Source organism: Sphingobium sp. FW306-1B-F04DB (assembly GCF_058781925.1).
Window position 1 is genome coordinate 1 of the sequence record NZ_JBYSXE010000021.1, and the last position, 13,490, is coordinate 13,490.

General features: G+C 65.2%; 9 protein-coding genes. 7 read left to right on the forward strand and 2 right to left on the reverse strand.

Translation table 11 applies throughout. From position 1 onward, the window contains the following. Positions 1-306 precede the first annotated feature (306 nt). Complete coding sequence (locus AC3WJD_RS11180; RefSeq protein ID WP_492746712.1) at positions 307-1,296, reverse strand: zinc-dependent alcohol dehydrogenase family protein; 990 nt, start codon at positions 1,294-1,296, stop codon at positions 307-309. Positions 1,297-1,514: 218 nt separating this feature from the next. Here AC3WJD_RS11180 and AC3WJD_RS11185 point away from each other — a divergent pair, with 218 nt between their 5' ends. The 7 genes from AC3WJD_RS11185 (at position 1,515) to AC3WJD_RS11215 (ending at position 10,224) form a co-directional block, all read left to right on the forward strand. Beyond that, entirely contained in the window at positions 1,515-2,303 is a 789-nt protein-coding gene (locus AC3WJD_RS11185) for a TorF family putative porin (RefSeq protein WP_492746713.1), read from the forward strand. 107 nt (positions 2,304-2,410) lie between these two features. Continuing rightward, a complete protein-coding gene (locus AC3WJD_RS11190) occupies positions 2,411-2,500 on the forward strand; it encodes a potassium-transporting ATPase subunit F (RefSeq protein ID WP_241632919.1) in 90 nt (29 codons plus the stop codon). Between the two features lie 13 nt (positions 2,501-2,513). After that, the gene (gene kdpA / locus AC3WJD_RS11195; RefSeq protein ID WP_492746714.1) at positions 2,514-4,217 is read left to right on the forward strand and encodes a potassium-transporting ATPase subunit KdpA; all 1,704 of its coding nucleotides are present in this window, start codon (positions 2,514-2,516) and stop codon (positions 4,215-4,217) included. A gap of 15 nt (positions 4,218-4,232) precedes the next feature. Further along, positions 4,233-6,269: a potassium-transporting ATPase subunit KdpB gene (kdpB, locus tag AC3WJD_RS11200; RefSeq protein WP_492746715.1), complete on the forward strand. Its 2,037-nt coding sequence runs from the start codon at positions 4,233-4,235 to the stop codon at positions 6,267-6,269. A 12-nt stretch (positions 6,270-6,281) separates the two neighbouring features. Then, positions 6,282-6,872, forward strand: coding sequence for a potassium-transporting ATPase subunit KdpC (gene kdpC, locus AC3WJD_RS11205; protein ID WP_492746745.1), 591 nt, complete (start codon positions 6,282-6,284; stop codon positions 6,870-6,872). Next, a complete protein-coding gene (locus tag AC3WJD_RS11210) occupies positions 6,869-9,538 on the forward strand; it encodes a DUF4118 domain-containing protein (protein ID WP_492746716.1) in 2,670 nt (889 codons plus the stop codon). The genes kdpC and AC3WJD_RS11210 overlap by 4 nt, the downstream gene beginning before the upstream one ends. Beyond that, positions 9,535-10,224: a response regulator gene (locus AC3WJD_RS11215; RefSeq protein WP_492746717.1), complete on the forward strand. Its 690-nt coding sequence runs from the start codon at positions 9,535-9,537 to the stop codon at positions 10,222-10,224. Before AC3WJD_RS11210 ends, AC3WJD_RS11215 begins: the two co-directional genes overlap by 4 nt. Before the next feature lie 127 nt (positions 10,225-10,351). Here AC3WJD_RS11215 and AC3WJD_RS11220 read toward each other — a convergent pair whose 3' ends face one another. Beyond that, the gene (locus AC3WJD_RS11220; RefSeq protein ID WP_492746718.1) at positions 10,352-13,369 is read right to left on the reverse strand and encodes a TonB-dependent receptor plug domain-containing protein; all 3,018 of its coding nucleotides are present in this window, start codon (positions 13,367-13,369) and stop codon (positions 10,352-10,354) included. Between the last annotated feature and the right edge of the window lie 121 nt (positions 13,370-13,490).

Below are 13,490 nucleotides of genomic sequence, written 5' to 3' on the forward strand. Positions count from 1 at the left end.
CGCGCATCCGTCATTTTAGCGACCACCGCGCCGGCCAGGTGGCTCAGCGCCGCGGTGAAAGGGCATATATGGAGGGGGTTGAGTCGCGTCAACCGCCTTTCTGCGCTTTGGTCACGATCCTGTAAAAAAGATGGCGACAACGAAGGGTGAAGGTAGTCAAACGGCTGATTTCCGGGCATTTCGATCCTAGCGTCTGGCGGTTGGCCTGCCAGAGACCGGGCCATGCGCGGGCGCGAATCGTCGCTGGCGGCGCGCTGGTTCGTCACCGGAGCCGAATCGTCGGCTGATTCGATCGTACAGGACGGTTCATGGCAGGAGGACCGCGGCCCCGGTCAGCCGTCCCTCGCGCAATGCCGCGAGCGGTGCATTCGCCTGCTCCAGCGGGAAGGTCGTGACGACCGTCCTGAGCGTCATCCGTTCGGCGACCGCGAAAAAGGTCTCGCCGTCAGCGCGCGTGAGATTGGCGACCGACAGAATCGCGCGCTCGCCCCAAAGATCGGCATAGGGAAAGCCGGGGATGTCGCTCATATGGATCCCGGCGCAGACCACACGCCCGCCCTTGCGGACCTGCCGCAGCGCCGGCGGCACGAGCGCACCCACGGGCGCGAAGATGATCGCCGCGTCGAGTGGGCGCGGCGCGGGTGCGTCCGAACCGCCTGCCCAGATGCAGCCCAGTTCGCGGGCGAGCCGCTGCGCCGCCTCGTCGCCGGGCCGGGTAAAGGCATGGACGCGCCGGCCCTGCCATGCCGCGACCTGCGCGATGATATGCGCGGCGGCGCCGAAGCCGTAGAGCCCGATGTCGCCCCCCTCCCCTGCCATGGCGAGCGAGCGCCAGCCGATCAGCCCCGCGCAGAGCAGCGGCGCCACCTCGGCATCGCCAAGCCGATCGGGCAACGAAAAGCAGAAGCGCGCATCCGCGACCGCGTGCGTCGCATAGCCCCCATCGCGCGTGCAGCCGGTGAAGACCGGACGATCGCACAGATTTTCGTGTCCGGCGCGGCAATAGCGGCAGGCGCCGCAGCTCGCGCCGAGCCAGGGCACGCCGACCCGCTGCCCGACTGAAACGTTCCGCACATTCCGCCCCATCGCGAGGACGCGCCCGACGATCTCGTGCCCCGGGACGATCGGGTAACACGCCGCGACCTCGCCATCGACGATATGAAGGTCTGTCCGACACACCCCGCAGGCGGCAACCGCGAGCAGGAGATCCTCTGCCCCCATCGCAGGTAGCGCGCGTTCCGCCAACCGCAGCGGCAGGTGCGGTGCATCCAGTTGCATGACGCGGCAGGCGGACATGCGCCGATCATGCCACAGGCAATCGGCATCGTCGCGCCCTGGCAAATCCGGCACAACCGTGATCTGGGCGCGTCCGCCGGGCAAAACCATATGCAAAACATATGGAACGCGATCCTCGCCGGTCTCGCATTCAAATCCGCGCATCACCTAATCGCACGCCTCACATCGACTCGGGTGCCGGATGATCCAGCGCCCCAGCGGTGATTTGGGGTGTAACAATGCACAAGATTACCAAGTTTCTCGCCGTTTCCACCTTCGCGCTTGCATCCGCGGCGCCGGCCTATGCCCAGGAGGAAACCGCGCAACCCGCCGAGACCGAGACGCCGACGCCAGCGATCACGCTGTCGGGAAGCGCCGCGCTCGTTTCGCAATATCGTTTCCGCGGCGTTTCGCAGTCCGACGAGGATCTGGCCGTGCAGGCGGGCCTCACCGCGACGCATGAGTCGGGCTTCTATGTCGGCACCTGGGGCTCGAACCTCGCGGGCTTCGGCAGCTTTGGCGGTTCGAACATGGAACTGGACGTGTTCGGCGGGTACAAGACGCAGGTCGGCGGCGTGACGCTCGACGGCGGCCTGCTCTGGTATCTCTACCCCGGCACCGACGGCACCGACTATGCCGAGCCCTATGCCTCGATCAGTGGCACCGTTGGCCCCGCATCGCTCAAGCTCGGCGCCGCCTATGCACCCAAGCAGGATGCGATCGGCGATGAAGACAACCTCTATGTGTACACCGATGCCGGTGTCGGGATCCCCGGCGCACCGGTCACGCTGAAGGCGCATGTTGGCTACACGACCGGCAACGGTTCGACACTCGCCGGCCCTGACGGCAACTATGTCGACTGGCTGATCGGCGCCGACTTTACCTACAAGATGCTGACCCTGGGCGTCGCCTATGTCGACACCGACATCGGCAAGACCGCAGCCGACACCTTCTACACGAGCGGGACGACCCCGGGCCGCCAGATCGTCGACGGCGCCGCGGTCGTGTCGCTCACCGCAGCCTTCTGACAAGGAGAACACCCATGGGTGATGTGTTGTGGATCGGACTGATCCTTGGACTGCTGGGCGTAACCATCGCCTATGTCCGCCTGTGCGACAACGCGTGAGGGGGCGGCATGACACTTGATCTCTGGCTCGCCGCAATCACCGCGATTGCCCTTCTCATCTATCTGGTCGCCGTGCTCGTGCGACCCGAACGCTATTGATCGGAGGCTTGCCATGACGTTTCAGGGCTGGATCCTCATCCTCGCTTTTGTCGGCACATTGCTGGCACTCACAAAACCCATGGGTCAGTGGCTGTTCGCGCTCTATGAAGGGCGCCGGACGCCGCTTCACGCCGTGCTCGGCCCCGTCGAGCGCGGTTTCTACAAACTCTCGGGCATCAATCCCGACGAAGAGCAGAGCTGGCGGCGCTATGCCGTCCACATGCTGCTGTTCAACGCGGTGCTGCTGTTCCTTACCTATGCGGTGCTCAGGCTCCAGGGCGTGCTGCCCGGGAATCCGCTGGGCTTCGCCGGGGTCAGCGAGCATCTCGCCTTCAATACGGCGGTCAGCTTCACCACCAACACCAACTGGCAGAGCTATGCGGGTGAATCGACGATGTCGAACCTGTCGCAGATGCTCGGCCTCACCATCCACAACTTCCTGTCGGCGGCGACGGGTATCGCGCTCGCCTTCGCGCTGTTCCGCGGCTTTGCCCGGCGCGAGGCAAAGGCGATCGGCAATTTCTGGGCCGATGTCACGCGCGTCACGCTCTATCTGCTGCTGCCGCTCTGCATCGTCTATGCCCTCTTCCTGATCGCGAACGGCGTGCCGCAGACGCTGGCCGGTTCTGTCGACATCGCAACGCTCGAAGGCGTGAAGCAGACGCTCGCGCTCGGCCCGGTCGCTTCGCAGGAAGCTATCAAGATGCTCGGCACCAATGGCGGCGGCTTCTTCAACGCCAACTCCGCGCATCCCTTCGAAAACCCCAATGCGCTCATCAATTTCGTCCAGATGCTCTCGATCTTCTTGATCGGCGTGGGGCTTACCTGGACCTTCGGCAAGGCCGTGGGCAACACGCGCCAGGGCTGGGCAATCCTTGCGGCGATGATGATCCTGTTTCTCGCAGGCACTGCCGTCACCTACTGGCAGGAAGCCGCAGGCAATCCGGTGCTGCATCAGCTCGGCGTTGCGGGGGGCAATATGGAGGGCAAGGAGGTCCGTTTCGGCATTGCCGCCTCCGCCTTGTTCTCGGTGGTGACCACCGCGGCTTCGTGCGGCGCGGTCAATGCGATGCACGACAGCTTTACCGCGCTTGGCGGCATGATCCCGCTGTTCAACATGCAGCTCGGCGAAATCGTCGTCGGTGGCGTCGGCGCAGGCATCTATGGCTTCCTGCTCTTCGCGATCCTCGCGGTGTTCGTCGCGGGCCTCATGGTCGGACGTACCCCTGAATATGTCGGCAAGAAGATCGAGGGGCGCGAGGTGAAGCTCACTGTTCTCGCGATCGCGATCCTGCCGCTCATCATCCTCGGCTTCACCGCACTGAGCTCCGTGCTCGATGCGGGGCTCGCGGGTCCGCTCAACAAGGGGCCCCACGGCTTTTCCGAGATCCTCTACGCCTTCACTTCGGGCGTGGCGAACAACGGCTCGGCCTTTGCGGGGCTCACTGCCAACACGCCCTATTACAACGCGCTGCTTGGCATCGCGATGTGGCTCGGACGCTTTTTCATCATCGTGCCGATGCTGGCGATCGCCGGCTCGCTCGCGTCCAAGAAGCACCATGCCGAGTCCGCGGGATCCTTCCCCACCACGGGCGGCCTGTGGGTCGGCCTGCTGGTCGGGATCATCCTGGTCCTGGGCGGCCTTACCTTCCTGCCGAGCCTCGCGCTCGGTCCCATCGCCGATCATCTCTCGATGATCCGCGGCCAACTCTTCTGATCGGGGCGAAAACATATGACTCGCACCGCACCTAAATCCATCTTCACGGCAGACCTGCTCGTGCCTGCGATCGGCGATGCCTTTCGCAAGCTCGATCCGCGGCAGCTGATCCGCAACCCGGTGATGTTCGTCACCGCCGTCGTGGCAGCGCTGCTGACGATCCTGCTCGTCGTCGGCAACGACCCCTTGAGCTTCGGCTTCAAGCTCCAGCTCGCAATCTGGCTGTGGCTCACCGTGCTCTTCGGCACCTTTGCCGAGGCGCTTGCCGAGGGCCGGGGCAAGGCGCAGGCCGCCAGCCTGCGCGCCACCAAGGCCGAACTCACCGCCAAGCGGCTGAAGGGCAAGGGCGACGCGATCGAGGTCGTGCCCGCCAGCGCGCTCAGGATCGACGACATCGTCCTCGTCCAGACCGGCGACATCATCCCCTCCGACGGTGATGTCGTCGCGGGCGTCGCCTCGGTCAACGAATCGGCAATCACCGGCGAAAGCGCGCCGGTGATCCGCGAGGCAGGCGGCGACCGCTCCGCGGTGACTGCGGGCACGCGCGTCATCTCCGACGAGATCCGCGTCCGCGTCACGGTCAATCCCGGTCACGGCTTTCTCGATCGGATGATCGCGCTGGTCGAGGGCGCCGAGCGACAGAAGACGCCCAATGAAATTGCGCTGACCATCCTGCTGGTCGGCCTTACGATCATCTTCCTGATCGCGGTCGCGACGATCCCCGGTTTCGCGAGCTATGCGGGGGGCAGCATCCCCGTCTCGATCCTCGCCGCGCTGCTGATCACGCTCATCCCCACGACCATCGCCGCGTTGCTTTCGGCGATCGGCATTGCGGGCATGGACAGGCTGGTGCGCTTCAACGTGCTCGCCAAGTCGGGCCGCGCGGTGGAGGCCGCGGGCGACATCGATACGCTGCTGCTCGACAAGACCGGCACGATCACGGTTGGCGACCGCCAGGCGAGCGAGTTCCGCACCGTCGGCAACACCAGCGTCAACGAGCTTGCCGAAGCGGCGCTGCTCGCCAGCCTTGCCGACGAAACGCCCGAGGGTCGCTCGATTGTCGTACTCGCGCGCGACCTGTTCGGCATCAAAATCGCCGAGCTGCCCAAAGGATCGGAGGTCATTCCCTTCACCGCGCAGACCCGGATCTCGGGGATCAGGCACAACAGCTCGACGATCCAGAAGGGTGCGGTCGACTCGGTACTCAAGGCCAATCCCGGCGTCGGCGAAACCGCCGCGGCAACCGAGCTGCGCCGCATCACCGACGAGATCGCGCGTCAGGGCGGAACGCCATTGGCAGTGGCCAAGGACGGCAAGCTGCTTGGCGCCATCTTCCTCAAGGACATCGTCAAGGCGGGCATTCGCGAACGCTTCGCCGAACTGCGCGCCATGGGCATCCGCACCGTGATGATCACCGGCGACAATCCGCTGACCGCCGCCTCGATCGCGGCCGAGGCGGGGGTGGATGATTTCCTCGCGCAGGCGACGCCCGAGGACAAGCTGGTGCTGATCCGCAAGGAGCAGGAAGGCGGCAAGCTCATCGCGATGTGTGGTGACGGCACCAACGACGCCCCCGCCCTTGCCCAGGCCGATGTCGGCGTGTCGATGAACACCGGCACCCAGGCCGCGCGCGAGGCGGGCAACATGGTCGATCTCGACAGCGATCCGACCAAGCTGATCGAGGTCGTCGGCCTCGGCAAACAGCTGCTGATGACGCGGGGTGCGCTCACCACCTTCTCGGTCGCCAACGACGTCGCCAAATATTTCGCGATCATCCCCGCGATGTTCGTCGTGCTCTATCCGGGGCTCGCCGTGCTCAACGTGATGGGACTCGCTACGCCCGAATCGGCGATCCTCTCGGCGATCATCTTCAACGCGCTGATCATCCCGCTGCTCGTGCCGCTCGCGCTCAAGGGCGTGAAGTACAAGCCGATGGGCGCGGGCCCGCTGCTCGCGCGCAACCTCGCCATCTACGGTCTTGGCGGCCTGGTGGCGCCGTTCATCGGCATCAAGCTGATCGACGTCGTCGTCAACGCCATCGGCCTTGCATAGGAGTAAATGACCATGGGCAAGGATATCGCAACCGCGCTCCGTCCCGCATTCGCGCTCACCATATTGTTCGCGCTGCTGCTCGGGATCGCCTATCCGCTCGCGCTCACCGGCATCGGCCAGCTGATCTTCCCCAGCCAGGCCAATGGCAGCCTGATCGAGGAGGACGGCAAGGTCATCGGCTCGAGCGTCGTCGGCCAGGCTTTCACCGGCGAGCGCTATTTCCACACGCGCCCCTCGGCCGCGGGCAAGGGCTATGACGGGCTTGCCTCGTCAGGCTCCAATCTCGGGCCGACGAGCCAGGCGCTGGTCGATCGGGTGAAGACCGATATCGAGGCGCGCCGCGCCGAAGGTATCTCGGGTGGCCTGCCCGCCGATAGCGTCACCGCCTCGGGTTCGGGCCTCGATCCCGATATCTCGCCCGAAACCGCACTGGCGCAGGTTCCGCGTGTCGCGCGCGTGCGCGGTCTGCCCGAAGCCGGCGTTCGCACGCTGGTTGAACAGTCGATCGCGCAGCCACTGCTCGGTGTTCTCGGAGAGCCGCGCATCAATGTGCTCGCGCTCAATCGACAGCTGGACCGTCTCGGCGCTAATAAGCCCGAGTGAGACAGGACGAAAATCGACCCGAACCCGAGGCCCTTCTGCGTCAGGCGACGCAGGAGGGCCGCGGCCGTCTGAAGGTGTTCCTCGGCGCCGCACCGGGGGTGGGCAAGACCTATGAGATGCTCTCCGACGGTGCAGAGCAGCGCCGTGACGGAGTCGATGTCGTCATTGGCGTGGTCGAGACGCACGGCCGACAGGAAACCGAGCTGCTGACGCGCGGGCACGAGATCATTCCGCGACTCTCCATTCCCTATCAGGGGCATGTGATCAGCGAGATGGACATCGACGCCATTCTCGAACGCCATCCCCAGCTCGTGCTCGTCGACGAGCTGGCGCACACCAACGCGCCGGGCAGCCGACACCCCAAGCGCTATCAGGATGTCGAGGAACTCCTCGATGCGGGGATCGACGTCTATTCGACGATCAACATCCAGCATATCGAAAGCCTCAACGACGTCGTCGCGTCCTTCACGCGCGTCCGCGTGCGCGAGACCATACCCGATCGCATCCTCGAGACCGCCGAGATCGAGGTGGTCGACATCCCGCCCGACGAGCTGATCGAGCGACTGAAGGCGGGCAAGGTCTATATTCCCGAGGAGGCGAGCCGCGCGCTCACGCACTTCTTCTCCAAGTCCAATCTCTCGGCGCTGCGCGAGCTCGCGCTGCGCCGCGCGGCGCAGGCTGTCGATGCGCAGATGCTCGACTATGTCCGCGCGCACGCGCTCGCGGGCACCTTCGCGGCGGGCGAACGCGTGCTCGTCGCGGTCAGCGAGCAGCCGCATACGCTCGGTCTCGTCCGCGCAGCCAAGCGCCTCGCCGATGCGCTGCGCGCGCCCTGGACCGCGGTGCATATCGAGACGCGCCGCGCGCACGAGCTTTCGGACGCCGAGCGCCAGCGCGTCGCCGAGGCGCTCGCGCTCGCCTCGCAACTGGGCGCGGTCACCGCGACGATCCCCGCCGCCGATGTCGTGAGCGGGCTTTCGACGTTCGCGCGCGAGGCACGCGCTACGCAGATCGTCGTCGGCAAGTCGTCGCGCTCCTGGTGGTTCGAATTCCGCCACGGATCGGTGGTCGATCGGCTCGTCCGGAGTGTCTCGGATATCGCGGTCCATGTGCTGCCCGCTGAAGAGGAAACCCCCGCTCCGCGCGTCGAGCGCGGGCGCCCGAGCAACTGGGGCGAGCCCAGCGACTATCTCTGGTCGATGCTGATGGTGGCGGGGGTGACCGCGATCGGACGGTTGCTGTTCCAGATCCTCGCTCTGGAGAATGTCGCGCTGCTCTATCTCGTGCCCGTCATGTTCGCGGCCAGCCTGTTCGGACTGCGTGCCGGGCTCTTCACGGGCGCGCTATCGTCGCTCGCCTACAACTTCTTCTTCCTGCCGCCCACGGGCACGCTCACCGTCAGCAATCCCGAAAATGTCGTGACGATCATCGTGCTGCTGGGGGTTGCGGTCGTGACCAGCCAGTTCGCGGCGCGGGTGCGCGCGCAGGCCGATCTCGCGGCATCGAGCGCGCGCCAGAACGCAGCGCTCGCGGGCTTTTCGCGCGAGTTGACCGTGACCGTCAACGAGGAAGAGCTGATGCAGGCGATCTGCGCGGAGCTCGCGCGCCTGTTCGACGCGCGCGCGGTGCTCCTCCTCCCCTCGCCCGACGGCCCGCAGCTCCATGCCGCCATCCCGCCCGAGAACCGTCTCGAACAGATCGAGCTGGCCGCCGCGCAATGGGCGATCGAGAAGAACCAGCCGGCGGGGCGCGGCTCTGCAACGCTCACCGCATCAGACTGGTTGTTCCATCCCCTGCGCACGGGACGCGGGGTGCTCGGCGTGATCGGCCTCGCGCGTGACGATGCGGGCGAGCCCGTCCGCGCCGACCAGATGCCGATGCTGATGAGCCTGCTCGATCAGGCCGCGATCGTGCTCGAACGGATGCAGCTCGAGCGCGACATGCGTGGCATCGAGCAGCTGCTGGAGCGCGACCGGCTGCGCGCGGCGCTGCTGTCCTCGGTCAGCCACGACCTGCGCACGCCGCTCACGACGATCCTCGCCGCCGCCGCCGAACTCAAGCGCAAGGATCCGGCACCACTGGTCGAGGTGATCGAGGGCGAGGCGCAACGGCTCAACCGCTTCGTCGCCAACCTGCTCGACATGGCGCGCGTCGAGGCGGGCGCGCTCAGGCTCAATATCGAGGCAACGGACCTGACCGACGCCGTAGCAAGCGCGGTCCACGATACGCGTCAGACGCTTGAGGGCCATGCCATCACGCTCGAGGTGCCACCAACGCTGCCGCTCGTCCGGATCGACCCGCAACTCTTCCACCATTGCCTGATCAACCTGCTAGACAATGCCGGACGCTACGCCGATCCGGGAACGCCGATCGTGATCAGCGGCGTGCGGTCGGCCGATGGTGTCACGCTCTCGATCCTCGACGAAGGGCCGGGGCTGCCGCCGGGCAAGGAAAGTCGGATCTTTGAGACTTTCGCGCGCCTGGAAGGCTCCGACCGTTCAAAAAGTGGCACCGGGCTTGGCCTCGCCATCGTCAAGGGATTCGCGGAGGCGATGGGAATCGGCGTCGCCGCTGCCAATCGCGAGGACCGTCAGGGCGCGCGCTTCAGCCTGCTGTTCCCCAATGCGCTGCTCATGCGTGACACCAGCCCGGAGCCCATCACGTGACCGTCCGTAACAAGGTTCTCGTTATAGATGACGAATCGCATATCCGTCGTCTGTTGCGCACCGCGCTCACCCGCGGCGGCTATGACGTCGTCGAAGCCGAGGATGCGCGGCGCGCGCTTGCCGCGATCGACGAGGCGCCCGACGTTGTGCTGCTGGACCTCGGGCTGCCCGACCGCGACGGCATGGAGCTTGTCCCGTTGATCAAACAGCGCTCGGACGCGACGCTGCTCGTCGTCTCCGCGCGCGAGGCGACCGAAGAAAAGGTGAACGCGCTCGATCTGGGTGCGGACGACTATGTCACCAAACCCTTCGACACCGACGAGCTGCTCGCGCGCGTGCGCACCGCGCTGAGGCACCGCGTCGTGACGCAGGGCGGCGCACCCGTGATCGTCGCGCACGATGTCGAGATCGACCTCGTGCGCCGTCGCATCGTGAAGGCCGGGGTAGAGGTGCATCTGACGCCCAAGGAATATGGGGTGGTCGAGACGCTCGCCAGATCGCCGGGACGCGTCGTAACCCACGCCCAGCTGCTCAAGAATGTCTGGACGCACGAGGTCGAGCATCACATCGAATATCTGCGCGTCGTGGTCCGCAATATTCGCCAGAAGCTCGAGACCGATCCCCAGCAGCCACGCGTCATCGTCAACGAACTCGGTGTCGGCTATCGGCTGGGCGGTCAGGGTTGAGCCTGACGCGCACGGTTGGCCACCGAAACATCCTGGGTCACGCGCCGCCGCGAAGGGAATACTGACGCCCGCCGACGGCTCAATGCCGCGGCGAGCGCGAGGATCAGCATCGCCGATCAGTGCGTTATCAGCGTAGCTCCATGCGGACACCGACGCGGAACTGACGGCCCAGAAGATCCGAATAGGTGCTGTTCGCCGCGAGGCCGGTTTCGGGCAGCAGCATGGGGCCCTTGTTGAACAGGTTCGTCACGTTGAAGAAGAACTGTGCCTGCGAACCGCTGTTGATGGCGATCTTCTGCGACAGGTTGAGATCGACGTAGAACAGTCCCTTGATGCTGAGGTCATCATAAGTGGGGAACTGGGTGGTCGAGAGCGGGCAGCCCGTCTGGCACTCAATGCCGCTGGCGGTATATTTGCCCGAGCTGACGCCACGCGCCACCGCGGTGATCGAGAAGTCGTCGGTATCATAGCCCGCGTTGAAGCGGTAGATCCACTTGGGCGTGCTGTACTGCCCGCCGTTCACGCCGACGGTGTTGAGCGGCACGTTCCCCGGGATGCCGGTGTCGACGATATTGTCGAGATAGCGTGTCGCCACACCGCGCAGCGTGAAGCTGCCCTCGGCATTGAAGATGCGGTCCAGCGGAATGCGGTACGACGCGTCGAAATCGATTCCCTTTGCGAGCCGCTGCGCAAAGTTGAACGGCTGGCTGCGGATCAGGATACGCGATGTGCTGTTCGGATCCTGGGTGATGGCTGCGCAATATTCCGCGCGACCCTCAAAGCAGCGATTGACGATATCCTGCGCAGTGAGCGTGTCGATCGCATCTTCCATGTCGATGCGGAAATAATCGACCGAAAGATTGAAGCCGGGCAGGAAGCGCGGCGAAAGCACGCCGCCGACATTCCATGAATCCGCCTTTTCGGGGCGCAGGTTCGGGTTGCCGAGGTTCAGCGCCGAATAGGAAATGCTCGAGCCATAGACGCCGCCATTGGGGCCGCTTCCTGCCCCGAACGGGTTGGTGACGGCGTCCGTGTTCGATGAACCGGCCTGGTACAGCTCGTTGAGGTTGGGCGCGCGGATGTCGCGCGAACGCGTTACGCGGAAGCGGATGTCTTCGATCGGCTGCCACGTCGCACCGACTTTCCATGTCGTGACATAGCCCGAGGTCGAATAATCGGTCGCGCGCACCGCGCCGTTGAATTCAAGGCCAAGGCCCAACGGCACTACGGTCTCAAGATAGGCCTCCTTCACATTGTACTTGCCGTTCGTCGGCAGATAATTGCCCACCGACCAGGTATTGGTCGTCGTGAGGCCGCCACTCGGATTGGCCGTGACCTTCGGCTGGAACTCGGTCGGAACGAAGCCGCTGATCTTCTCTTCGCGATACTCGCCGCCAAGGGCGATGCTGACATCGCCGGCCCAGGTCGCAAATGGGGTCAGCGACAGATTGGCGCCCACCACGATTTGCTCCGCAACCTCGTCGCGATAGGGGTTGCCCAGAATGTATGCGATCGCTGCCGGATCGGCGACGCCGATGCCCAGACGATTGAGTGGCCGGCAGTTGGGATCGTTGTTGTTGGGATTCGCATCGACGTTGATGCGGCACTGGATCGAGCCTGCGGCATAGCCGCCTGGATTGCCCGCCTGCGCGAACACGGCGTCGACCGCGCTCGCGGTCCGCTGCGTATGCATGATGTTATTCAGTTCCTCATGCATCTCCGCGCGGCCATATTGCCCGAAAATGTCCCACTGAGCCGCCTTGCCAAAGGCCTCGAACTGGCCCTCGGCGCCGATCAGATAGCGCTGCACCTCACGCTCGTTCGCAACGCCGCGGAACGGAAGGTCGGCGGCCGTCGTGCCGATCGTCACGCCGGTGATGCCCGCCAGCCGCGCGGCGCCGAGCGCCTGGATCAGATAGGCGTTGTCCGCCGCGAGGGTGCTGGCGCCCGCCGCACCGGCGCCAACATTGGCGGGATTGAAGGCTGTGGTGGTGGACGCAAGGTTGGGGCCGGCGTTGAACCGGATCTTCTGCTTGTTGTACGAGCCTTCGGCGAAGAGTTCGACGCCATCGGCGACCTCGTAGCTGATCCGTCCGAAGACGCCGTGACGATCGTCTTCCGGATCTAGGCCGATGCGACGGCCTGAATCGTTCACCTGCCAGCTGCCGCCCTGCGTCAGCGTCGGCGGAGACGCGCCGGTGGGCGAGGGGAAGGTCAGCGCACCATATTGGTACTGGTTGACCGAACCGCCCGGACCGAAATAGATGCCACGCAGCCGGTTGGCTGTCCCGCCGGAGGAATTGAGGATCATGCTGCCTGGCGTCGAGTTCGACGCACCGACCTGTCGGCGGATCAGAAATCGAGGTGTTGTGCTCCCCGCAACCCAGTTGGGGTCCTGGATACGCACATAGCCGGTGTGATTCCACGCGCGGTCCACCTCGAAAATGCCGTCACGGTGCGCGATCTCGCCGCTCAGCAGGATGTGGCCGCGTCCGCCGGCGAACGACTTGCCGCCCGCGACGTTGAACGAATAGTTGAAGCCGTCGCCATAGGTGGTGACGCCAGTATCGCCCTGAACCTTCAGTCCTTCATATTTCTTGTCGAGGACGAAGTTGACGACGCCCGCGACCGCGTCCGAGCCATAGGCGGCGGAGGCGCCGCCCGTCACGATCTCGACGCTCTTCACCAGCGCCTGTGGAATCGTGTTGACGTCGACCAGACCGGTGATTGTCGAACCGACCGAGCGGCGCCCGTCGAGCAGCACCAGCGTGCGGACTTCGCCCAAGTTGCGCAGGTTGAGCGCGTTGATGCCCGCCTGTCCGCTCGACAGGTTGAGGCGCGAGTTCGACGGCCGCGTCGAACCGGCAAGCGCGGGCATCTGGTTGACGAAGTCGGCGATGTTGTTCGACGGCGAGCTGTTCTGGATGTCTTCCTGTGTGAGCACCGTCAGCGGCGTCGGCGCTTCGAAGCCGTCGCGACGGATGCGCGTTCCGGTGACCACAATGTCGCTTGCGCCGACGCTGGTCGCGGACGCGTCCTCGGGCGCGGCGTCCTGCGCATGCGCCACCCCCATGCCCGACCAGCACAGCGCGGCCAGTGCCGTCCCCGTAACCAGAAACCGCCGCCTCGCTGTAACCTCACGCATGATTGCCCCCTCGTTGTGATTCCGCCCTCCCAAGGCGGCTGCAGCATTAAGAGTCACATCAAGCGCTGAGTGCCATAGTATCTGGTTGCAAGGGCATAACCGCAAGGAAACTGTAATCTTT

Coding starts and splice junctions, on each gene's coding strand:
- kdpC (WP_492746745.1), top strand. CDS start 6,282: ATGGGCAAGGATATCGCAACCGCGCTCCGTCCCGCATTCGCGCTCACC.
- AC3WJD_RS11220 (WP_492746718.1), bottom strand. CDS start 13,369: ATGCGTGAGGTTACAGCGAGGCGGCGGTTTCTGGTTACGGGGACGGCA.
- AC3WJD_RS11180 (WP_492746712.1), bottom strand. CDS start 1,296: ATGTCCGCCTGCCGCGTCATGCAACTGGATGCACCGCACCTGCCGCTG.
- AC3WJD_RS11185 (WP_492746713.1), top strand. CDS start 1,515: ATGCACAAGATTACCAAGTTTCTCGCCGTTTCCACCTTCGCGCTTGCA.
- kdpB (WP_492746715.1), top strand. CDS start 4,233: ATGACTCGCACCGCACCTAAATCCATCTTCACGGCAGACCTGCTCGTG.
- kdpA (WP_492746714.1), top strand. CDS start 2,514: ATGACGTTTCAGGGCTGGATCCTCATCCTCGCTTTTGTCGGCACATTG.
- AC3WJD_RS11190 (WP_241632919.1), top strand. CDS start 2,411: ATGACACTTGATCTCTGGCTCGCCGCAATCACCGCGATTGCCCTTCTC.